Here is a 21,464-nt window from a genome sequence, read left to right as displayed (position 1 = left end):
ATCTACAAATCTGCTTTTGGTTTATCAAGAGACTCCCTTAGCTCTTTTAGTCGCTGTTTTTCCTCCTCTATCGCTTTTTTTGCCTCATCAACAAGGCTCAACAGTGATTCTTTCTTCTGCGTTGCAAATTCTGAAGATTTATCCATAACCTCTTTAGTTAGCTGTGTAATTCTTTCTGTCAGGGATGCTAACTTCTCAATCGATAAGTCTTTTTCGCTTATAAAATCATTAACAACAGCAAGTTTATTTTTAATCTCCTCAACCTTTTCATCCTCTAAATACTCTTTTAATAAGAAATATCCTCCACCTACTAAAGCTAAAGCTGCCAATCCCAGAAAAATACCCTTTTTCATTGCTGACCTCCTTATTTTACAAGTTTTGAAACAAAATTACTGATTCCCGTTAAGAATGCGTAGATGTTATCCAATTTCTCCTCAATTGTTTTAACCCTATTGAATATATAATTTGTGTGATTTTCAACCCTCGTTTTTGTATCCACAACAAGTGATGTAACTTCAACTACTGTACCCTTTGTTTTATCCATAATTTCAAACGATGTTTCTTTTGCCTTATCCATTACCTCAATACCTGTATCTTTTGCTTTTGAACTTAACTCCTTTACATCCTCAGCCAATCCTTCTGCTACTGCAAGCAGCTGCTGTGTTTTATACAGCATATCATCAAGCTTTGACTGATAGGGTTCAACCTGCTTTACAACATCGTCAAGCTTTTTCTTCATATCCGAGTAAAGCTTGATTAGAACAATAATCCCTACAAGACCTGCTATAGCAAGACCTGCATAAACCAAACCAATAACAACCAAAGACAACTGTGCTAATGTTTCCATCTAAAACCTCCTAAACTTAAAGTTTTCTTCCAAATAGTTTTGAAACTATTTCGCTGGCAGACTCCTCAACCGAGCGGTTTGTTACATCGATAATCAACCATTGAGGATGCTGCCTGAAAATTGAATTTGCATACTCTACCTCTTCGTAGATCCTGCTTAGTGATGCATATGATGAATTTTCAATTCCTAATTTCTTCGCTCTCTGCTTTCTGATTTCATACAGCCTCATCGGGTCTATTGTCAATCCTACAATCTTGTTTTGATCAACCTTAAATAGCGCATCGGGGAGTTTTTCACCCTTTACAATTGCAAAATTGGCTACCTTATAGCCCCCTTCCTGAGCAAGATAAATACTTAAGGGCGTCTTGCTTGTTCGTGATAACCCTACAAGTATAATATCTGCCTCATCAAGACGCCTGCTGCTTCTGTTGTCGTCATGTTCCACAGTATATTCAATAGCTTTAACCTTTTCAAAATATTGGTCTGAAATCTTATGCAAAAGACCCGAAATATTGCGTGCCTTTTGACCAAAAAACTTCTCAAACCTTTCTATATAATAGCCAAATAGATCAAGCACCTCAATGCCAACTGCTTTAAACTTATCATTTGCATAATCCCTCAGTTTTTTATCAGCAATAGTGCTAATTACAAGCGGTTTTTCTTCGATTGCTTTATTTACAATCTCATCGATCTGCTCTTCTTCTCGCACCTCTATAAATTTCCTTTGAACAACATCAGGATACCTAAACTGCACCAAAAACGCCCTTGCAATCTTTGATGCCGTCTCTCCTGTGCCGTCAGAGATAAGATAAATAAACTTTTTTTCTGCCATCAAACACCTCAAACGCCAAGCTTAAAGAGATTATACAAAGAAACAACCAGCCAGAAAAGGATAAAAATAGCTAAAGACCAGAAGGGATTAATAATCGAGTATTTGCCCATCGAGTTAATCAGTTCAAAAGTGCCGATATAAACAATAAAAATTACCGAGCCAACAAAGATATTTTTTACAAGACCTCCCCTTCGTGGTGTTGTTTTTAGAACAAATACAAGGGCAATTAATGTCAAAATTACAACCGAAAAGGGGTAAAAGATCCTAAAAAGGATTTTTGATAGATAGAAGTCAAAATTGCCTTTGGATGAGTATAGATGAGAAAAAAGATAAAAGATAGATGGCTCTTTAAACTTTGATAAACTAACAAGCTGGTAAAATGAGCCTTTAAACGGTATTGCAATTTTATTAAAACTCTGGGTTTTTTTGGTTTTCAAAAGCATTTTGTTTCCATCTTCAAAAACAGCCCTACCCTTTTTTATAATAACCCTTTTTGCTTTTATAACTTCGTTTATACCTGAAAAATCCCCTTCTACCTTATAGGCAACAACATCTATAAAGGTCTTTTTATCTGCATCTAAGCTCTTAGCCTTAATAAAAAAGTTGCCTATTTTCATATAAAAGCCGTTGTAATCCTTATTTTTTAAATAGTAGTGCTTTATAAACGATGCCCTCTCAAGACCGTAGTTTATAAAACCCTCTTTAAGCAGAAACATCACAACAACAGCTATAGCAGCGCTGTATATCACAGGCTTTGCAATCTTAAATATACTTAAACCACTTGCACGCATAACGATAATCTCGTTTCTTGCAGAAAGCAAACCCAGACTAATCAAAACCGATAAACCAAACACAAACGGAAATGTGAAGTATATTAAAAACGGCGTATAGAAGTAGTAATACTCCAAAACCTTTTTTATACTCACGCTGCCCTTTATAAGCACTGACAGAGTAGATAAAAAATCGGAAATTACAAAAAGCAGGGTTGAAAAAAGAACCGCTACTGCAAGCGTTTTTAAGAAGTTTGATGCGATATATCTATGGATTATTTTCATAACTGTCGGTTATATCCCAATGTGCCAAAATAGGCTCTATGACTTTTTCAAATTCATCTAAAGAAAGCATAACAGAGGCATCAGAAAGTGCTTCTTGAGGATTTGGGTGAACCTCAAAAAACAACCCATCCACGCCCACTGCAGCTGCAGCAAATGCAAGCCATCCAGCAAACTCCTTTGTTCCACCACTTTTACCACCTCGTGAGGGAATCTGCATAGAGTGAGTAACATCGTAGACTATCTTTTTAGCAAAAGGTTTCATAATTCTCAAAGATCTAAAATCAACAACAAGGTTGTTATAGCCAAAACTAACGCCCCTTTCGGTTATCCATACATCATCATTACCCGATAAAATAACCTTTTCTGCAGCATACTGCATATCCCAGGGAGCCATAAACTGCCCCTTTTTTATATTAACAGTCTTTGAAGTTTTTGCTGCTGCAACAAGTAAATCTGTTTGCCTGCACAAAAAGGCTGGGATCTGAATAATGTCAACAACATCTGAAACAGGTTTTGCCTGCTCTGGCAGATGGATATCCGTTGTCAAACTAAAACCAAATAACTCTTTTACCTTTTGAAGAATCCTCAAACCCTCATCCAGACCCACACCTCTAAAAGAAGAGAGCCTTGTTCTGTTTGCCTTATCAAAGGAAGATTTAAATATCAATTCAATTTTGTATTTTTCTGTTATTCTGGCAAGTTTTTCTGCTGTTTGTAAGGTAATTTTTTCCGATTCTATAGCACAAGGTCCGGCAATAAAAAAATGCTTACTCATATTTTAAATTTTACCACAACTCATATCATTTCGTAAAGCCTGGCAATGTTTTTTACCTGTTTTGCCGTTAATACCTTATACTCTTTAGAAATCTGCTCAAGCACTAACCTATCTGTTTCAAACAACCTCAGATTGCCGCTTAAATCTATCTCTGATGCAAAAACAATATCACCCTCAATAGGTTTTTTCTTAACTGATGAAATCACTGCAGCAACAACAGCAGCATCAATCAGGGTGGATGATGCCTTTATGCCGCCTGCTATATTAAGATAAACATCGTAGGAGTAAATAGGCAAAGACAACCTCTTTTCTAAAACGGCAAGCAACATATTCAACCTGTTTATATCAAACCCTACAGCAACCCTTCTTGGTATGCCAAGCTGAGAGTTCACACACAACGCCTGCACCTCAAGGGCTATCGGGTAGTTTCCCTCTATTGTTATACCGTAGGCTACACCATCCTCATGTGTTGTAGAAGATATAAACTGCCAGGTGGGGTCTTTGATTTTTTCAAGCCCGTTTTCCCTCATAGCCAAAATCAACGCCTCTTTGGTTGAGCCAAAACGGTTCTTTAGATACTTAACAACCCTGAAGTTGCTTTTTTTCTCACCCTCTATCAAAAAAACAACATCCACCATATGCTCAAGCGTTTTTGGACCTGCTATTGAGCCAGACTTTGTTATATGAGCAACAACAAAAAGGACGATGCCAAGACTCTTTGCAACCTCAACAAGCATCTCAAGACAATACTTTACCTGCTGAATCCCGCCAACCGCATAATCTAAATCCTTCTTCAAAATTGTATGAATAGAATCGATTATACACACATCGGGCTTATTTGACTTTAAAATCTCCACAATTTCATCTATATCGGCACTACTGACAGCCTCTACATCTAAAGCATCAAGCCTCTTTGCCCTGATAGCGATCTGAGAAAGGCTCTCCTCTGCTGTTATATAGACAACCCTGTGATTTGATTTTTTTAAATCCCTTGAGAGTTGCAGAAGAAAAGTGGATTTGCCCACACCGGGTGTGCCTGAGACAAGATAAACACCGCCTTTTGAGAGTTTAAAACCAAAAAAATCCCCAAATTCACCCTTTATCTCTATAAAACTCTCTTTAACATTAACGCTACCCAGTGCAACAGGCTTTTTTGCATCAACAAATGTGTTTTTTGAATCCTGCTTTTCTACAAGCGTTCCCCAGCTTGAGCAGTTTGGACACTTTCCATACCATTTGGGCGTGGTATAGCCGCAATTTGTGCATACATAAATACTTTTTTTTGCCACAGACAAAATCTAAATAATCTTGTATGCTATGTCAAATAAAACAAATACTTTAAAAGCTATTCCAATTTTGTATAATTAGCTTAAGGGGGTGAGTTATGGATAGAAACATAGAAATTTTAAAAAGGGTGGAAGTATTTTCAAAAACACTTGCTCAAAACGGTATTGATGCTGCCATCATTATGCAAAATAGCGATGTTTACTACTACTCAGGCACAATGCCTTCGGGTATGCTTGTTATCTCAAACGATAACACCCACTTTTTTGCTATCAGAAAAGGTTTTGACAGGGCAAAAGAGGAAACACCGCTTAAAAATTTGGTTGCTGTTAAAGGCATCTCTGCATTAGCAAATCTATTTAGTGATTTTGGTATCAGATCCAATAGAATTGGCATTGAGATGGATGTTCTGCCAGTAGATATGTATTTTAGAATTAAAAAAACATTCAATAACGCAGAAATTGTTGATATCTCACACCTAATAAGAAGCCAGAGAGCCATAAAGAGTGAATATGAGATCTCGTTGATGAGGGAATCTGCAAGGATTCTTGATTGCACAATGGAAGATGCAAAAGAGATAATAAAGCCTGAACTAACAGAGATCTATATCAGTGCCACACTTGAGTATCGAGCAAGAAAAAGGGGGCATCAGGGTCGCTGCAGAATGAGAGGATTTAACGGCGAAATGCTGATGGGTCATGTTCATTCAGGCTTTAGAAGTGCATATCCTTCGGGATTTTTGAAACCCACAACGGGATACGGTATCTATCCATCTTTTCCAGATGGGGCATCATTTTACAAAATAGAAAAAAATACCCCTATCATTGTTGATTTTTTAGGAAACTATGAAGGATATCACACAGACGAAACACGGGTTTTTGTTGTAGGAAAACTTGATAATGAATATAAAAAAGCTTATGATTTTTGTATGGAAGTAATGAATTATCTTGAGGAAAACGCAAAAGAGGGTGTATCAACACTATCTATATACAACCACTGCATAAAAATGGCAAAAGAGGCAGGTTATGAGGAAAACTTTATGGGGGCAAGGGACAATCAAGTACCGTTTGTAGGCCACGGCATAGGGCTTGAGGTTGACGAATATCCATTTATAGCAAAGGGCCTTGACTTTGAGCTAAAAGAGGGTATGACATTTGCATTCGAACCAAAGGTTGCATTTTACGGAAAAGGTGCAGTTGGTGTAGAGAACACCTATGTTGTTAGAAAAAACAGTGTTGAATCATTAACAAGATACCCGAGGGAGATCATTGAGCTGTGATATACGATTTTTCGTTTCAACAGCGTTTTAAAAAAATAAAACTATACGAAATAGCAGCCCGAAAAATCTTAGGCGTTGAAGAAACAGACCCAGTATGGATTATAAGGCATAACTACTTAAAATTAGCCAAGCAGTACCATCCAGATATAAACCCTAAAACATCCGATCTGTTTAAAGATATCAATACAGCCTATGCAATTTTAACAAAGAAAGATCTCGACATAGATAGTGTAAAATTCTATACGCTTTCTTTGGAAGATCTTGAACGATTTGAAGAGGAATACAAAATGGAAAAAGATAAAAACAACTACTACGAAAACTGGAGAAAAAGGTTTTTTTAAAGGAGGTTTTGTTTAATGATAAGGGTAGCCATGCCACTTGAGAATGATAATCTATCTGAGCACTTTGGCCATGCCTCTAAATTTGCATTTTTTGAGATAGAGGATGGAAAAATCACGACTGTTGAGATAGAACCGGCGCCTGAGCATTTTGAAGGCAGTTTTCCAAACTGGATAGCATCAAAAAACGCTGATGTTATTATTGTTGCAGGTATTGGCCCAAAAGCCGTTGAGATATTTGAGTCAAAGGGTATAAGGGTTATTACAAATGTGGTGCCAAAAGATGCGCGCTCAATTGTAGAGGATTTTATTGCAAATAAGTTAGATGTCAGCTACAAAGAGGTTTGCGACCACCATAACCATTAAAAAGGAGGTTTTATGAAAATCACTATTACAGCGAAAAACACGCAGCTAACCGATTCGATCAAAAACTATGTGGAAAAGAAAATCGGCAGGCTTGAAAGAAAATTGGATTCACCTGTTAGTGCCGAGGTTGTTTTGAGTGTTGAAAGATACAGACATATAGCCGATGTAAAGCTCAACATAGATGGGGAAATCATGAAAGCCACAGAATCCAGCAAGGATATGTATTCATCTGTGGATCTGGTTTATGAGGTGCTTGAAAAGCAGATAGAAAAAATGAAAGATAAACTCTACAAATCAAAAAGAAGACAGAGCTCTCAGAGCGAATATGTATCTCAACCAACAGAAAGAGAACCTGTGATAGTGGAAGAAGAATTTATACCCAAACCGATGACGCCTGAGGAGGCGATATTGAAGTTAAACGAAGAAGATAAACACTTTGTTGTTTTCAACAACTCAGAAAATGGCAAGGTGTGCGTCATCTATAAAAAGAAAAATGGCGACTACGGCTATATTGTAACACGATGAAAGATTACAGAATTTCAAATTTTATAAAAACCGTTGAGCTGAATATAGACTGCAGCGATAAAGAAGAGTGCTTAAAAAAAATGGCTCATGTCCTATCAAAAGAAAACGGCCTAAATGAGGATGAGATTTTTGCACTTTTGAGGGCAAGGGAGAGGTTTGGGTCAACCGCCATAGGCGATTATTTTGCCATGCCACATGCAAAAATGGATTCAATCGATAGTTTAATCGGGGGCATCTTTACAACAAAACAACCGATAGATTTTGGATCATTGGATGGGATGCCCTCTCAGATTTTTTTTGTAATTTTGGCACCGGCTATAAAACCATCAATTCTGCTTAAAGCTGTAGCAAAAGCAGCAAAGATATTTAAAGATGCTAAATTGAAAGAAAGAATCATTCAGGCAAAAGACAAAGAAGAGGTAATGGATATTATTATAGAAAAGGAAAATCAGCTAAAGGCTTAAAGTGGAGATAATTTTAATAAGTGGCTTATCGGGAAGTGGAAAAACCACAGCACTTGGTGCCTTTGAAGATAGTGGCTATTTTTGCATAGATAACCTGCCTTTAAGCGTTATTGAAAAAATCGTTGATGTTTTTGAGCTTTCAAATACCACAATAAACAAATTGGCAATTGTTTGCGATGCTAGAGACCCAAACATCACTGGCAGCATCTCTGTAATAGACAGACTCAAGCAAAACTGCCAGATTAAGCTTTTATACTTAGAGGCAAACCTAAACTCCCTTCTAAAGCGTTTTGAGCAGACACGCAGAAACCACCCTTTAAGCCTTTTAAAAGGATTATCATTAAAGGATGCAATAGAGGAAGAGGAAAAAATATTAGCAGAAATAAAAAAACGGGCAGATACAGTCATAGATACATCAACCCTATCACCAACATCTCTAAGGGAGTTTATATTTTCGCGTTTTATCAAATCACAGAAAAAAATCATGATCCAGCTATTATCGTTTGGATACAAATATGGCATCCCCACAGAAAGCGATATAATCTTTGATGTTAGATTTATCACAAACCCCTATTTCATAGACGAATATAAAAACACAACGGGTCTGAATAAAAAGACATATGAATTTGTTTTGGCTCAAAATCAGACAAAACCCTTTTTGAAACTTGTAGAGGACTTTTTTAATACACTTTTGCCTTTGTATAAAAAGGAGGGCAAGAGTTATTTAACGGTGTCATTTGGTTGCACAGGGGGCAAACACAGATCTGTTGCCATTGTGGAATACTTTAAAGAGTGGTTTAACGCTAAAGGATACGATTGTAAGGTTTTGCATAGAGATATAGAAAAATGAGGTGATTGTATGCGCCATTTCTTAAGCATAAAGGAATTTTCAAAAAATGAGATAGAATTAATAGTAAAGAGGGCGATAGCATTTAAAACAGGCAGATCAAGTTATAACAACATTTTAAAAGATAAGGCAATCATTACGATCTTTTTTGAAAACAGCACGCGCACAAGAACATCCTTTGAGATGGCAGCCAAACGAATGGGGGCAAAGGTTATAAACATAGACCACAACCAATCAAGTATAAAAAAAGGTGAAACCGACTACGACACGATTATAAACCTATCGGCTATAAAACCTGATGCCTTTGTAATCAGGCATTACCACTCAGGTTATCCTTATTTTTTAAGTCAATTTACACAGATTCCCATTATCAACGCAGGTGATGGAACAAATGAGCATCCATCTCAGGCAATTCTGGATGCTATGACGATGTTTGAAATAACCGGCAGGCTTGACAACTTAAAGGTTTGCATTATTGGCGATATAATAAACAGCAGGGTTGCAAAAAGCCATATGTGGCTTGCAGAGAAGTTCAACTGGGAGCTATCATTTTTTGGTCCCAAAACGATGCTACCTGAAAAAAAATGGCTTTCGCATATGCATATCTGCTCAAATCTCAACGAAGCTCTAAAAAACAAAGACTTTGTCATGCTTTTGAGGATTCAGCTTGAGAGGGAAAGTGGCCAAAACATACCATCTTTGAAGGAGTATGCAAGGTTTTTTGGAATAAACAAAAAGAATATGCCAGACTGCTATATTATGCATCCCGGACCTGTTAATAGAAATGTTGAGCTAAGCTCATCTTTATTTGATGAAGAAAACGATAAAATCTTAATCACAAGGCAAGTAGAAAACGGCGTTTTTGCCAGAATGGCCATATATGAATTCTGCCTAATGTAAAGGAGAAAACAATGGAAAAAGACAGGGCATCTTTGTATAGATTTTTAAGTATAGGATTTACCTATCCTGAAGATAACTACTCAGAAATCATCGAAAAAGCCATAGAGCTTGTAAATCCATCCTACAGCAACTTAAATAAAAACGGCTATAAAATCAGCGGCATAAGAGATCTAAAAAAGGGTTTGAAAGAGCTAAAATCGCTCAAGTTTGAAGAGTGGCAGGGCATTTACACAAGCCTGTTTATATCAAACTATCCCAAAACACCTCTGCATCCTTATGAGTCGTTTTACAAAGAAGGCATTATTTCTGGTGCAACTGCAGATAGGGTTAATGAGCTGTATCAATCCTGCGGTCTTGAGATATTTGACGAAAGGGAGTTTCCCGATTATTTGATATTTGAGCTTGAGTTTGCAGCCTTTCTAATAGAAAATAGTGAAGGATGTAAACCAATCATAAAAGAATTCTTCGTTGATCACCTCTTTAGCTGGATTTTTAATTTTTTTGATGATGTAATAAAATATGAACAAACCCCTCTGTTTTATAGGGCTTTATCAAAAATCGGAGAAACATTTTTAGTTAAAGAGAAGAAAAATTTAGAGGTGCTCAATGAATGAAAAGGGTTACATTCAGGTTTATACGGGAAACGGCAAGGGTAAAACCACAGCTGCCATCGGTCTTGCAATAAGGGCAGCAGGTGCAGGTTTAAAGGTGCTGTTTGCTCAGTTTGTAAAAGGCCTACCCTACAGCGAGCATAAGGCTTTATCCCGTTTTGATAATATCACCATAAAACAGTTTGGTAGAGAGGGGTTTATTCATTCTAAGCCTCAACAGGCAGACATCGATAAAGCTAAAGAGGGTTATGAATTTGTCCTCAAAGCCTTTGATGAAGGTATATACGATGTGGTAATACTCGATGAGGCAAATATTGCCGTATTCTTTAATCTATTTAGTGAGGATGACCTGCTCAAACTTATGGATAAAAAGCCACCCAACACAGAGCTTGTGATCACAGGCAGATATGCAACAGACAAGGTTATTGAAAAGGCAGACCTTGTCACAGAGATGAAAGAGATAAAGCATTATTATCAAAAAGGCGTTATTGCGAGGGTTGGAATAGAAAAATAGATGAACAAAAAGTTTGTGCCTATACGCATAAAATTACTACGTCCATCACAAAGTAGAGAGTTTGATGTTTATATATTTGAAGAAACAAAACCCTTATTATTGTTGAGCAAAAACGCCCCACTTGAAAAAAACAGCCCCATTCTACAGCATAATGAAAATTTTATTGCATATATACCGATCAACCAATTGAATGCATACAAGCGATACATAGCAAAAAACATTGACGATATCCTAAACGACCCCAACACAAAAAAGAAAAATAAGCTCTATGCTATATATATCTCGATGATAAACAATATGGAGGAGCTTGTAAATAACAGCAATCTCAACATTTCGCCTACCCTTTCAAAAGATATATCGCATTTTGTTGCCCACACGCTCAACGATGCATCATCGATCACAACCTTTTTGACATTTATCAAAAACGACATAAACAATTTAGCCGTTCACATGTTTAATGTGGGTGTCTATGCATCTATGCTAACAAAAAAGATGTATAGTGATATTTCAACTAAAAAGCTTGAAGAGGTGGCAAAAGGGTATTTTCTACACGATATAGGCATGCTAAAGATAGATAAAAATATCCTTCTAAAAAAGGGTAAATATTCTCAAGAGGAATATGAGGAAATCAAAAAACATCCGATATACGGCGTTGAAATATTAAAAGAACAGCTCAAAATACACTCACCTTTAATTGAAAAAATCGTTTTAGAACACCACGAAAGAAAAGATGGTAGCGGATACCCCTACCATAAAACCCAGATTAGTCACTTTGCTCAGATCTGTGCAATATGCGATATATTCGATGCCATCACATCAAAAAGGGAATATAAAAACACTCCGCCCAAAACAACTTTTGAAGCATTAAAAGAAAATCAAGATTTTTTAATAAGAGAATTCGGCACGGAGATGTTTGAAGCGTTTGTTAAATGCTTCAGCGTAAAATCATGAAAAACACGCTGCAGCTGCTTGAGTTTGACAGTCTAAAAGAGACTATTGGCAGGCATATACAAACCCGCTACGGCAAAGAAACCTTAAAAAGTATCGAACCTGAATTTAATTTAGAGAAAGCAAAAAAACAATACGAAATAATGTTAAAGTTTTTTGAATACTTTATCCGCTGGGGAGATATTGCAATCGATGATATATACATAACACCAATAGTAAAAAGTGCTTTTGATGGTATGTTAGATGAAAAAGAGCTCAAAAAGATTGGCGATTTTATTGGCCAGCTCACACAGATAAGGGAGTTTTTAACAAGTCATGAACAGGAGGTGTATCAATACATCGAATTTGACATACCCTACCAACTGTTTGATGAGATAAAAAAAGCTATAGATAACTACGGCTTACTAAAGGATACGGCAACAGCGCATCTTTTTGAAATCAGACAGAATAAAAAAGCCACATCCCAGAACATCACAAGAATCTTAAAATCGATTATGCACTCAAAAGCCCGCGATGTGATAATGGATACTGCAATTTTTTTAAAAAGCTCCCGCTACACAATTCTTGTTAAACCCAACTACTCAGAATACTTTAGCGGCAGAATTATCGAGGTTGCAAGAAGCGGTGGCATGTTTGTTGAACCTGATGCAGTCTATAAAGAAAACTCAAAGTTAGAGGAGCTCATAGCCAAAGAGGAGGCAGAAAGAAAACGGATACTTCAAAAGCTCACACAGCTTGTTAGAGAAAACGCAAAAAGATTAAGATACAACGAGAAAAAATTGGGTTTTTTAGATCTAAATTGCGCTAAATACGCCTATTCAAAAACACTTCCTGACTGCGAAATAGAATATTCAAAAAAACCGATTCTGTTTGCAAAAAACGCAAGACATCCTGTTCTTGCAACGATAAAAGAAACAAAGCCTGTAGATATTGACCTAAAAAGCTCAAAAAACCTTATCATAACAGGACCAAACACAGGTGGAAAAACCGTATTTTTAAAGACTGTAGGCTTAATTGCATTAAGCTTTTATTCCACGATACCGATAAATGCAGAGTATTTAGAAATTGGTGAATTTGACAATGTTTTTGCTGTAATAGGTGATCAGCAGGATATATTTGAATCGTTAAGCGGTTTTTCTGCAAAGATGATTGCATTTAAAAAAGCCTATTCAAAAGCTACAGACAAAACGCTTCTATTGCTTGATGAGATAGGCTCTGGCACTGCCGCTGATGAGGGAGAGGCAATAGCCTACGCAATAATAAAAAATGCTGCCAAAAAAAGCATAATCGTTGCAACAACACATTACAAAAAATTAGCTTACACGCTGCAAAACGAGGGTTTTAGAACAGCTGCCTTTGAGTTTGACATAGATACGCTTAAACCCACATATCGTTTGATTTACGACAGAATTGGGCGAAGCTACGGCATCGAGATTTTAAAAACCTTATCAGTTGATGAAAAAATCGTATTTGATGCAGAAAAATTCCTAAGCATGAATGAAACCCTGATCTCAAAAGTTGAAAAACAGCTACAAAGACAAACAAAAATCATGCAACAAAAGGCCATCGAATTAGAAAGCACAAAAAAACGCTACCTTGAGCTTATAAAAAATGAACAGGCGTTTAAGGAAAAATTAACAGAGGAACTCAACCAATTAAAAGAACAAAAGAAGGAAGAATACGAAAAACTTTTAGATGAGATAAAGCATGAGCTAAAAAATCTTCTAAAGAGTAAAAACATCTCAAAAGCGCACAAAAAACTCAACGAAATCTCAAAACAAGCTCAAAGTTTATTCAACACAGAAAAAAAAGAGGATAAACCCCACTTCATACAGATAGGCGATAGAGTTAGCTTTAATAATTTAGAGGGCGTTGTTGTTTCCATCAAAGAGAATAAAGCCACAATAGAGGTTGACGGAAAAGCGATAAAGGTAGATGCATCAAAACTCAAAAAAATTCAAACAAAACAGGATAAAGAAAAGAAAATAAACATATTTGCTGCAAAAAATCTTAAATCGCTTGAATTAAACCTTATAGGCAAAAGACGCGATGAGGCATATTATGAGCTTTTGAGATTCGTTGACTCTTTATCAAAGGAAAATGTTGAATCAGCCCGCATTATCCATGGCATAGGCAACGGCATTTTAAAAGATATGGTAAGAGAAACTCTAAAGCAGCTTCCCTATGTTAGAAAATTCTACCCTGCTCATCCATCCGAAGGCGGCGACGGTGCAACCATAGTGGAGTTTGAGTAATTCTAAAAAACTCTATAGTATGGATAATCAGCTATTTTCAACATGTAATAATCGCCTCTACTATCCCCATAAGCATAAATATATTTAAATTTATCAAGTCTATATATAGAAATAATTCTTTTATACTTTTCAATTCCATAACAATTTGCCGGATCATAATATGCCACATTATCCTTGAAAGTAATTTTTGTAGCAATTAAATCAACGCATAACTGTTTTGAGATATCCTTTAAATATTCTTCAAATGAAGCAGAAACTATAACCACCTTATCACCATTTTTTTTATGATACATAAGCCTTGCAACAGCTTTACTTTTTAAAAACTTAAAAATCTTTTTAGAGAATCTCTGGGCGCTCAACCTGAAATAATCTTCGCTTTTAAACAGCTCTCTTACTACAAATAGTTTAAAATCAGAATTAGATATGACCTTAAATTCAAAAAGAGAAAGATAATAAAACAGTCTCGGACTTTTTTTTGCTAAACTATTAACATCAACACTATCTTTTAAAAATTCTAAAAAAGTATCTCTAAAAGTTAGCGTTCCATCAAAATCAAAAAAAGCTATGCTATTCAATCAAATACTCAATCCTTTAAATATAGTTTCAGGAATATGTACTATAATACACATTACCATTTTCCATATTGATTTTGTGTAAACGATATCATTTTTTTTAATATATGCATTCCATATATCTTCAGCAACTTCCTCAGGTAATGCTGTTAAAAAAGCAGGAAGCTTCATATGTGCTGTCATTTTTGTATAAACAAATCCTGGTTTTACTGTTATAACATGAATATTATATTTTGATAAAGCATTTCTTAAACCACTTAAAAAACAACTAAATGCAGATTTAGTTGATCCATAAAAATAATTCTTTTTTCTACCCCTATCTCCTGCTACAGAGCTTATACCTATAATAAATCCCTTTCTCTTCTTCTTAAACAACTCCGCAACTAAACTTATTAAGCTAACAGGTCCCATAAAATTTATATTATTCATTTCAATCATTTTATTAAAATCTTCTTTTATTGCTAATTGATCGTACATTATTCCACTTGCTACCAAAATACCATCAAAATCACCCACAGCATTTAGAAAAGTTTTATGATTTCTTATATCTGAAACATCGAATTTAAATATTCTAACATCAACAGAGCTTCTTATTTCGATATCATCCTTTATTCTTTTTAATTCCGTTGTATTTCGACTCGCAAGAATTAAGTCAAAACCATTCTTTGCAAAAATTCTTGCTGTGGCCTTTGCTATATCGCTATTTGCTCCTACAATAAGCAGTTTCACCGCTAACTCTCCTATATCCCTAATCTAATACTCTGGTATGAATTAAATGTATTTATCATACCGTAAAATCTTCTTATTTTTCTAAACTCCTCAACATAAGGATATCCTTTTTCAAAAACTTCCCTCTTCATTCTTGCATCTTTAGCTAAATATATTCTTCCATGATATTTAACAACTATCTCATCCAGCTTATCAAGAAACTCCAATATTCCTCTTTCATATTTAAAATCTAATGCCAAAGAATAACCTTCAAGGGGAAATGTAAGATAATTTTTATTTGCTTTACCGTATAGCTTCAAAACCGCTAAAAAAGAACCCTTTTTGGTTTTGGATATTAACCTCAGTATCTCAGATACCCCATCATATCCGTAATGTTTGGGTATGATAAATTGATACTGCAAAAAACCACCTTTACCATAAATTCTATTCCAGTTATTAATCGCATCTAATGGATAGAAAAATTCATCTATTGAAACAGTATTATGAATAATTTTATCAAGGAATCTATTATAGTAAACTTCATTAAAAATAGAAACAGATATGCTATTAAGAAAAAAAGAAGGTAAGTTTAATGGTATATTTTTTCTTTTTTTTTGTTCATACTTCAAAATACCATTATTCATAAATCTACCAATCATAACTAATCCTCTACCTAAATGCTTAGACTCAGAAAGACAATCTATCCAAGCTACAGAGTAAGGATATGTCGAATATTTTTCAAATACATCAAACATTTCTCTCAAGTTTTCCACTTTAATTATTATCTCATCTATTATCGATGATTGTATCTTTTTCAATTTAATACGAGATGAAAGTATAACACCTGTTAACCCCATACCTCCGCAAGTAGCTTTAAATAGTTCATCATTCTTATAAACCCTATTTATGCTCCCATCCGGCAACATTAAATCCAACCACTCAATCCATTCACTAAAGCTTCCATCGATATGATGATTTTTGCCGTGAACATCAGAAGCAATAGCTCCTCCAAGTGTAACAAATTTAGTACCCGGCGTAACAGGTAAAAACCAGCCATTTGGCACTATCGTTTCAAGTATATCTTTTAGCATAACTCCTGCATTGGCCTCAAGAAAACCCTTGTTTTTATCAAACCTTACAAAAAAATCATAAGGTTTGGTTACAATCACATTTTCAGCCAAACAGCTATCCCCATAGCTTCTTCCATTACCATAACATATAATATTTCTTTTTTTCTTTAACCAGGTTTTAAGATTTGAGTAATCATGCAGATAATATGCATTATAGATTTTAAATTTAGGATAATTTCCCCAGCTTCTAAACATAGCGATCCTATATTACATTTTTAACCACTTAAACTCAACACATATTTGTGTCAATACAAAATTGTGCTATAATGTTTAGGTAATGGAAAAGAAAAGTTTATTTATGCATTTTAGAACACAACTGGCTATAGTAATTTTTTTAAAATTAGTACTAATTTCTCTATTTCCACTTACTGGTGATGAGGCATATTTTACTGTATGGGGCAAACATCTACAGTTAGGATATTACGATCACCCTCCAATGATAGGGTGGATTATTTATTTTTTAAATTTTTTTTCCCATTCGTATGTTTTTTACAGGCTTTTTGCATTTTTATCTACGATAACTGTAGCTTACATTTTGTATGAGATTGGATTTTTATTCACTCAAGACAAATTTAAGTCTTCCATAGCTCCACTTTTTTTACTCTTATCCCCTATAGATATTCTAACCTCATTAATAACTAACGACATACCTCTTTTCTTGTTTGGTAGTATAGGTATGTATTTTTTTATATCCTCAATAGAAAAAAATAAATTATGGAAAACAAAAGCTTTTGTTTCAGGATTATTTTTAGGATTATCATTTTTGAGTAAGTACTTAAGCGGTCTTTTAATTATGGGTTTATATCTATATGCAATATTTGAGAATAAGAAAAAATCTTACAAAGTTATATTTTTCTCTCTATTAGGAACTCTACCATCTATACTTGAAAATCTTTATTTTAATTATATCTCCTGCTGGAATAACATAATCTTTAACTTCTTTGCAAGAACCAGACACCTAACCTTTTCTTTAAGCCACTTTACAATCTATCTGTTAATGATAATTTATATTCTAACTCCCTGGGGAATCTATTATGTTATAAAAAGCCTAAAAAACAAACAATACAACAAACTAACAAAATTCATCTTTATAACTCTTTCTCCACTTATCGTAATATTTACAATAGCTTCATTTAAAGTAAAAATAGGTTTACATTGGTTTCTTATTGACATACCATTATTTGTATTACTTTTTGATAACATAAATACTGAGTACATAAACAAATTTTTAAAACTTTCTTTCTATTTTTCTCTTTTTCATGCATTTATACTTTTTGTAGCTATAGCTATTCCAAAAAATCTTTTTTACAAAAACAAAAAATACCCATCCCTGATTTTATTCACAAACACAAAGCAAATATGCTCAATTATTAATAATAGATACTCAGATCATCTTCTTTTTACTACGGGATATACATCTGCCTCTATATTATCCTACCATTGCAACAGAAATGTATTTATGATTTTTAATGACTCAAAATATGGAAGAGAATTCGATAGGTTATTTGATGTAAAAAAAATAAAGAGAAGCACTATTTATATATTCCTAAAGAAAAAATCTAAATTTAATGAGATAAAGAAATATTTTAAGTTTGCAACTATCACCCAGTTTACTGTAAATAAAGCTACTTTCTATATATGCAAATGCTCTAACTTAAATTATCAGAAATATAAAACCTCTTTTCTGGAAGAGATTAAAAACAAATATTACAAAACCATACCTTTTTTGCCAAAAGGAGAATGCTACTTCTTAAAAATGTATTTTAAACCCATAAGCAATAAAAAGAAAACTAATCAGCCACAAAAAAACAGTAATTTGGAGAAACCTATCCTTAAGTATAAGAGAGGTAGGGTCTCCACTTTTGTTTTCAACCATAGCTATTTCCAAATACCTGAAAATACCCATCAAAACAAAAAAAGTAGTTAAATAAAGATTTTTTGAATGAAAATGTTGCTTAACATCCTCAGAGAAAGTATATAATATATAAGAAACAGTTATAACGGAACTCATAAAAACCATCGCTGCATCTATAAAATTAAGATTATATCCTTTAATACTTTTTCTTACACATACCCCATCTTCAATTGCTATTAAATCATCTCTCCTTTTGCCTAAAGCCACCAACAAAGATAAAAGGAAAGTCATTATAACAATCCAGCGAGACAACTCTATTGAACCAGAAAAACTCCCTATATACAACCTAATTACAAACCCTGAGGCTAAAACAAAAATATCTATAACGGGTATATGTTTTAAACGCAATGAATATAAAATATTAAGAAAAAAATAAAGTAGAAAAATAAAAAAAACTTTATATGCAAATACAAAAGCACCAAAAAGAGAAAAAACAGCAAATATAGCAAAAATTTTATAAGCTAAACTTTTAGAAACGGCTCCACTTGCTATAGGTCTAAATCTTTTAACCGGATGAAATCTATCAAAATCATAATCAATTAAATCGTTAAAAATATAAACAGAACTTGTCAAAAAGCAGAATAATAAAAAGGAAATATAAACATCACTATTAGGAACACGAAAAGCAAATATAAAAGGCACAAATATATAAAAATTTTTTACATATTGATTTATTCTTAAAAGCCTAAAAAAAATAGAAATCCTACTTTCTACCCTTTTCTCTGACACAGAAAAATAGTACAAAAATTATATAATTTTACAAGTATAATAATATTTGAGGTTTTTATCATCAACTACACCACTTTCATTTTCCCAATTCCTAAATAATTTGACATCACCTAAGTTCGGCTGCAAAATAGAACAAAAAGAGGTTATTTGACAGAAAAAATATATAGCTATTTTGACAGAGGAAACCAAAAATTTAGGAGTTTTAAGTGTTTGAAGGCTTATACAACTTTATAGCCTGTATTATTTATCTTCATTACAAAGATCAAAAAAGGCAGTTTTATAACAAAGAGATAGAAAAAGAGGATATAAACTTCGAAGAAAGCTTGCTTGGTATGGATATAGAAGAAGACTATTTTAAACAAAAAATAGCTGAATATAAGATAATTGATAGATGCAGATGTAATAGTGTTCATGATTATGTGTGTTCTTCTGTATATCTATCCCACACCAAAGAAAGTGATATTTTTAGGAATGATATGTTTATGATTACCAGTAACCTTGGCCATTTTATCTTTCATATAGACAGCAAAGGTAATTTATCTGAATGTGAGTTATTATTCTCAGACTCATATACGCCTGATTTCTTTAAAGAGCTTGTAATAAATATGCCCGCAGGAAATGAAACAGATAAAGAAGCATTACAAGCCATAAAAAGCAGAAAACTGTTTAATACCAATAAGCTATGTTACCTTTTTAAAAAAGAACAAATAAGAATTATCGAGATGGAATAATAAAGAAGTTTTAAAGGGCAGCTGACATCTGGTAAAACATATCTGATGATAAGGGTGGGATTTATGGTTTACATATTTAAGTTGAAGGGCTCGGGCTCATAGCCCTACACCCGTTAACATATCAATCTCACTCAACCTTAAATACCCTTACAAGCTTGTTAATTCTATCGGCCATAGATTTTACTTCTTCTGAGATACGTGCAATATCTGTCACAGCTTTTGCGTTATCTTCTGCAGCCTGCACAACTTCTTTAACCTGAGCATCAATTTCGTTTGCTGTTGCAGACAACTCTTCAATAGCAGCCGAGGTCGTATTGAGTTCTTCTATAACATTAGAAGTTTTATTAACCACACTTTCTATATGCTGTTTATCCTCATTGGCTTTTTCTTTTTCACTTAAAATCATATTTGCTGCGGTATCTGTTTTTTGAATGGCGATCTGAGTATCAGACTGCATTTTTTGAATCATTTCTCTTATCTCCTCTGTAGCCCTTTGCGTCTTTTCTGCTAATTTTCTAACCTCATCTGCAACCACAGCAAAGCCTCGTCCAGCCTCACCGGCTCTTGCTGCCTCAATTGCAGCATTTAGGGCAAGCAGGTTTGTTTGATCGGCTATTTCATTAATAACACCAATTATTTGGCCAATTTGTTTACTTGCATCTCCAACGGTGTTAATCTGTTCGATAGCTTCCTTAGCCAACTTTGCATTTTCCTCCATTCTTTTTAATCTATCCTCTATATCCTCCATCATCTCACGGTTAACTTCTCCCACTTCCTGAGCAAGCATATTAACTTTCTCTGTAGCTTCAGCCACATTATTTATAGCCTCAACGGTATCACTAACCGCATGCGCCATCTCTTCTGTGTTTCTTGTCGTTTCTTCAATGGTTGCCGATATTTCTGTTGCAGAGGATGCAAGTGTATTTGATTGTTCTGTTAATTCATCGGCTTCTTTATGGAGTTGTATAGCTATATTTCTCATTGAATCGATAACTTTGTTAATTCCACTTTTTAAAATTCCTATTTCATTACCTGTAATAACATCAAATCTTTTAGTTAAATCGCCTTTTGCTAAATATTCTGTTTTCTCAACAGCTGTAAGTAGGGGGTGAATAATATATGATTTAACCACAAAATACAAACCAACTATAAGGGCTATAACAATTAAGTTTCCTACGCTAACTAAAATTAAAAGATTGACACTGCGGGATTTAATGCCTTCCATACACTCCTTTACATCCTTATTCGATGTCTCAACAAGCATAGCGATTCTTTTTGCTATGACATCAAATGCAGTATAAAATTTATTTTTAGTTGACTCACTTATGTTGTGCGTTTCCTTAAATTCTTGTGCAAAAGCAACTCCGGATTGATAAAAATCCTCAAGCAACCGCCTTATATCTTTCAGATTTGAAACCAAGGAAGGGTTTGCTCTGTTCAGCTTTATGGTTTTGTTTATCAAAGAAATAGCCTCAGAACAAAAATTCTTTGCAGTAACCAAAGCAGACTCATCATCCATAAATGCATATCTAATAAAATAATCCTTACATTTTGCAAGATCTATAGCTGCCTTGTTGTAGTGTTTTAAACTAACAATATCAACCATCTCAACCTTACCTATTTTAGAACGATTACTGAGTGATATAACTACATTGCCACCGATTACAACGATAGCTGTTATCAATACCACCAATGTTGAAACTAAGAATAACTTTGTCAATCGCACATTTTCCATATTTTACCACCTCCTAATAGTTGTTTTGGCAACTATATATATCCCCCCCCGAATTTGTCAAGACCTCAAAAACAGTGGTTAGATGACCCATAAAATGGTATATT

The 21,464-nt window shown here is 34.4% G+C and carries 23 protein-coding genes and 1 pseudogene; 13 read left to right on the top strand and 11 right to left on the bottom strand.

The window, feature by feature from the left end:
* Nucleotides 1-2 precede the first annotated feature (2 nt).
* From EK17_RS05320 to EK17_RS05295, 6 genes are read right to left on the bottom strand one after another with little or no spacing between them, the layout of a single operon-like run.
* The gene (locus tag EK17_RS05320; protein WP_035588284.1) at nucleotides 3-353 is read right to left on the bottom strand and encodes a hypothetical protein; all 351 of its coding nucleotides are present in this window, start codon (nucleotides 351-353) and stop codon (nucleotides 3-5) included.
* A gap of 11 nt (nucleotides 354-364) precedes the next feature.
* A complete protein-coding gene (locus EK17_RS05315; RefSeq protein ID WP_035588282.1) occupies nucleotides 365-847 on the bottom strand; it encodes a DUF948 domain-containing protein in 483 nt (160 codons plus the stop codon).
* A 16-nt stretch (nucleotides 848-863) separates the two neighbouring features.
* Nucleotides 864-1,679 carry a pyruvate, water dikinase regulatory protein gene (locus EK17_RS05310; protein ID WP_035588280.1) on the bottom strand — a complete coding sequence of 272 codons (816 nt, stop codon included), beginning with the start codon at nucleotides 1,677-1,679 and terminating at the stop codon, nucleotides 864-866.
* 8 nt (nucleotides 1,680-1,687) lie between these two features.
* A complete protein-coding gene (locus EK17_RS05305) occupies nucleotides 1,688-2,734 on the bottom strand; it encodes an LptF/LptG family permease (protein ID WP_035588278.1) in 1,047 nt (348 codons plus the stop codon).
* The gene (kdsA, locus tag EK17_RS05300; RefSeq protein WP_035588276.1) at nucleotides 2,718-3,509 is read right to left on the bottom strand and encodes a 3-deoxy-8-phosphooctulonate synthase; all 792 of its coding nucleotides are present in this window, start codon (nucleotides 3,507-3,509) and stop codon (nucleotides 2,718-2,720) included. The genes EK17_RS05305 and kdsA overlap by 17 nt, the downstream gene beginning before the upstream one ends.
* 20 nt (nucleotides 3,510-3,529) lie before the next feature.
* Nucleotides 3,530-4,798, bottom strand: coding sequence for an ATPase domain-containing protein (locus tag EK17_RS05295; protein WP_035588274.1), 1,269 nt, complete (start codon nucleotides 4,796-4,798; stop codon nucleotides 3,530-3,532).
* A 95-nt stretch (nucleotides 4,799-4,893) separates the two neighbouring features.
* On the opposite strand from EK17_RS05295, the gene EK17_RS05290 reads away from it, so the two are divergent.
* The 11 genes from EK17_RS05290 to EK17_RS05240 are packed head-to-tail and all read left to right on the top strand — an operon-like array spanning nucleotide 4,894 to nucleotide 13,840.
* Nucleotides 4,894-6,072 carry a M24 family metallopeptidase gene (locus EK17_RS05290; RefSeq protein ID WP_035588272.1) on the top strand — a complete coding sequence of 393 codons (1,179 nt, stop codon included), beginning with the start codon at nucleotides 4,894-4,896 and terminating at the stop codon, nucleotides 6,070-6,072.
* Nucleotides 6,069-6,413: a J domain-containing protein gene (locus EK17_RS05285; protein ID WP_035588268.1), complete on the top strand. Its 345-nt coding sequence runs from the start codon at nucleotides 6,069-6,071 to the stop codon at nucleotides 6,411-6,413. Before EK17_RS05290 ends, EK17_RS05285 begins: the two co-directional genes overlap by 4 nt.
* A 15-nt stretch (nucleotides 6,414-6,428) precedes the next feature.
* Nucleotides 6,429-6,776, top strand: a complete 348-nt coding sequence (locus EK17_RS05280; RefSeq protein WP_051904452.1) for a NifB/NifX family molybdenum-iron cluster-binding protein — start codon at nucleotides 6,429-6,431, stop codon at nucleotides 6,774-6,776.
* 12 nt (nucleotides 6,777-6,788) lie between these two features.
* Nucleotides 6,789-7,301, top strand: coding sequence for a ribosome hibernation-promoting factor, HPF/YfiA family (hpf, locus tag EK17_RS05275; RefSeq protein WP_035588265.1), 513 nt, complete (start codon nucleotides 6,789-6,791; stop codon nucleotides 7,299-7,301).
* Nucleotides 7,298-7,765 (top strand): PTS sugar transporter subunit IIA, encoded by a 468-nt coding sequence (locus tag EK17_RS05270; RefSeq protein ID WP_035588262.1) that lies wholly within the window; start codon nucleotides 7,298-7,300, stop codon nucleotides 7,763-7,765. The genes hpf and EK17_RS05270 overlap by 4 nt, the downstream gene beginning before the upstream one ends.
* Nucleotide 7,766: 1 nt before the next feature.
* Entirely contained in the window at nucleotides 7,767-8,615 is an 849-nt protein-coding gene (gene rapZ / locus EK17_RS05265; RefSeq protein WP_035588260.1) for an RNase adapter RapZ, read from the top strand.
* 9 nt (nucleotides 8,616-8,624) lie between these two features.
* A complete protein-coding gene (locus EK17_RS05260; protein ID WP_035588257.1) occupies nucleotides 8,625-9,512 on the top strand; it encodes an aspartate carbamoyltransferase catalytic subunit in 888 nt (295 codons plus the stop codon).
* Between the two features lie 11 nt (nucleotides 9,513-9,523).
* Nucleotides 9,524-10,126: a TorD/DmsD family molecular chaperone gene (locus EK17_RS09030; RefSeq protein ID WP_051904451.1), complete on the top strand. Its 603-nt coding sequence runs from the start codon at nucleotides 9,524-9,526 to the stop codon at nucleotides 10,124-10,126.
* Nucleotides 10,119-10,637, top strand: coding sequence for a cob(I)yrinic acid a,c-diamide adenosyltransferase (locus EK17_RS05250; RefSeq protein ID WP_035588255.1), 519 nt, complete (start codon nucleotides 10,119-10,121; stop codon nucleotides 10,635-10,637). Before EK17_RS09030 ends, EK17_RS05250 begins: the two co-directional genes overlap by 8 nt.
* Nucleotides 10,638-11,588: an HD-GYP domain-containing protein gene (locus EK17_RS09025; protein WP_051904450.1), complete on the top strand. Its 951-nt coding sequence runs from the start codon at nucleotides 10,638-10,640 to the stop codon at nucleotides 11,586-11,588.
* Nucleotides 11,567-13,840 carry an endonuclease MutS2 gene (locus tag EK17_RS05240; protein ID WP_084675089.1) on the top strand — a complete coding sequence of 758 codons (2,274 nt, stop codon included), beginning with the start codon at nucleotides 11,567-11,569 and terminating at the stop codon, nucleotides 13,838-13,840. Before EK17_RS09025 ends, EK17_RS05240 begins: the two co-directional genes overlap by 22 nt.
* Before the next feature lie 2 nt (nucleotides 13,841-13,842).
* Here EK17_RS05240 and EK17_RS05235 read toward each other — a convergent pair whose 3' ends face one another.
* The 3 genes from EK17_RS05235 to EK17_RS05225 are packed head-to-tail and all read right to left on the bottom strand — an operon-like array spanning nucleotide 13,843 to nucleotide 16,445.
* Complete coding sequence (locus EK17_RS05235; RefSeq protein WP_035588249.1) at nucleotides 13,843-14,415, bottom strand: HAD-IB family phosphatase; 573 nt, start codon at nucleotides 14,413-14,415, stop codon at nucleotides 13,843-13,845.
* A complete protein-coding gene (locus EK17_RS05230) occupies nucleotides 14,416-15,141 on the bottom strand; it encodes an SDR family oxidoreductase (RefSeq protein ID WP_035588246.1) in 726 nt (241 codons plus the stop codon).
* Between the two features lie 11 nt (nucleotides 15,142-15,152).
* Entirely contained in the window at nucleotides 15,153-16,445 is a 1,293-nt protein-coding gene (locus tag EK17_RS05225) for an FAD-binding oxidoreductase (protein ID WP_035588243.1), read from the bottom strand.
* Between the two features lie 82 nt (nucleotides 16,446-16,527).
* Here EK17_RS05225 and EK17_RS09570 point away from each other — a divergent pair.
* Nucleotides 16,528-17,103 (top strand): annotated as a pseudogene (locus EK17_RS09570) (ArnT family glycosyltransferase); the annotation flags it as partial.
* Nucleotides 17,104-18,000: 897 nt separating this feature from the next.
* Here EK17_RS09570 and EK17_RS09565 read toward each other — a convergent pair.
* Nucleotides 18,001-18,894 (bottom strand): UbiA prenyltransferase family protein, encoded by an 894-nt coding sequence (locus tag EK17_RS09565; protein ID WP_332248572.1) that lies wholly within the window; start codon nucleotides 18,892-18,894, stop codon nucleotides 18,001-18,003.
* A gap of 206 nt (nucleotides 18,895-19,100) precedes the next feature.
* On the opposite strand from EK17_RS09565, the gene EK17_RS05215 reads away from it, so the two are divergent.
* A complete protein-coding gene (locus EK17_RS05215; RefSeq protein WP_035588241.1) occupies nucleotides 19,101-19,625 on the top strand; it encodes a hypothetical protein in 525 nt (174 codons plus the stop codon).
* 127 nt (nucleotides 19,626-19,752) lie between these two features.
* On the opposite strand, the gene EK17_RS05210 is transcribed toward EK17_RS05215, so the two are convergent.
* Nucleotides 19,753-21,360, bottom strand: coding sequence for a methyl-accepting chemotaxis protein (locus EK17_RS05210; protein ID WP_035588238.1), 1,608 nt, complete (start codon nucleotides 21,358-21,360; stop codon nucleotides 19,753-19,755).
* Nucleotides 21,361-21,464 lie beyond the last annotated feature (104 nt).

It is taken from the genome of Hippea jasoniae, from assembly GCF_000744435.1.
In the GTDB taxonomy this organism is placed as follows: Bacteria; Campylobacterota_A; Desulfurellia; order Desulfurellales; family Hippeaceae; genus Hippea; species Hippea jasoniae.
This window is presented reverse-complemented; position numbering and strand designations above follow the sequence as displayed.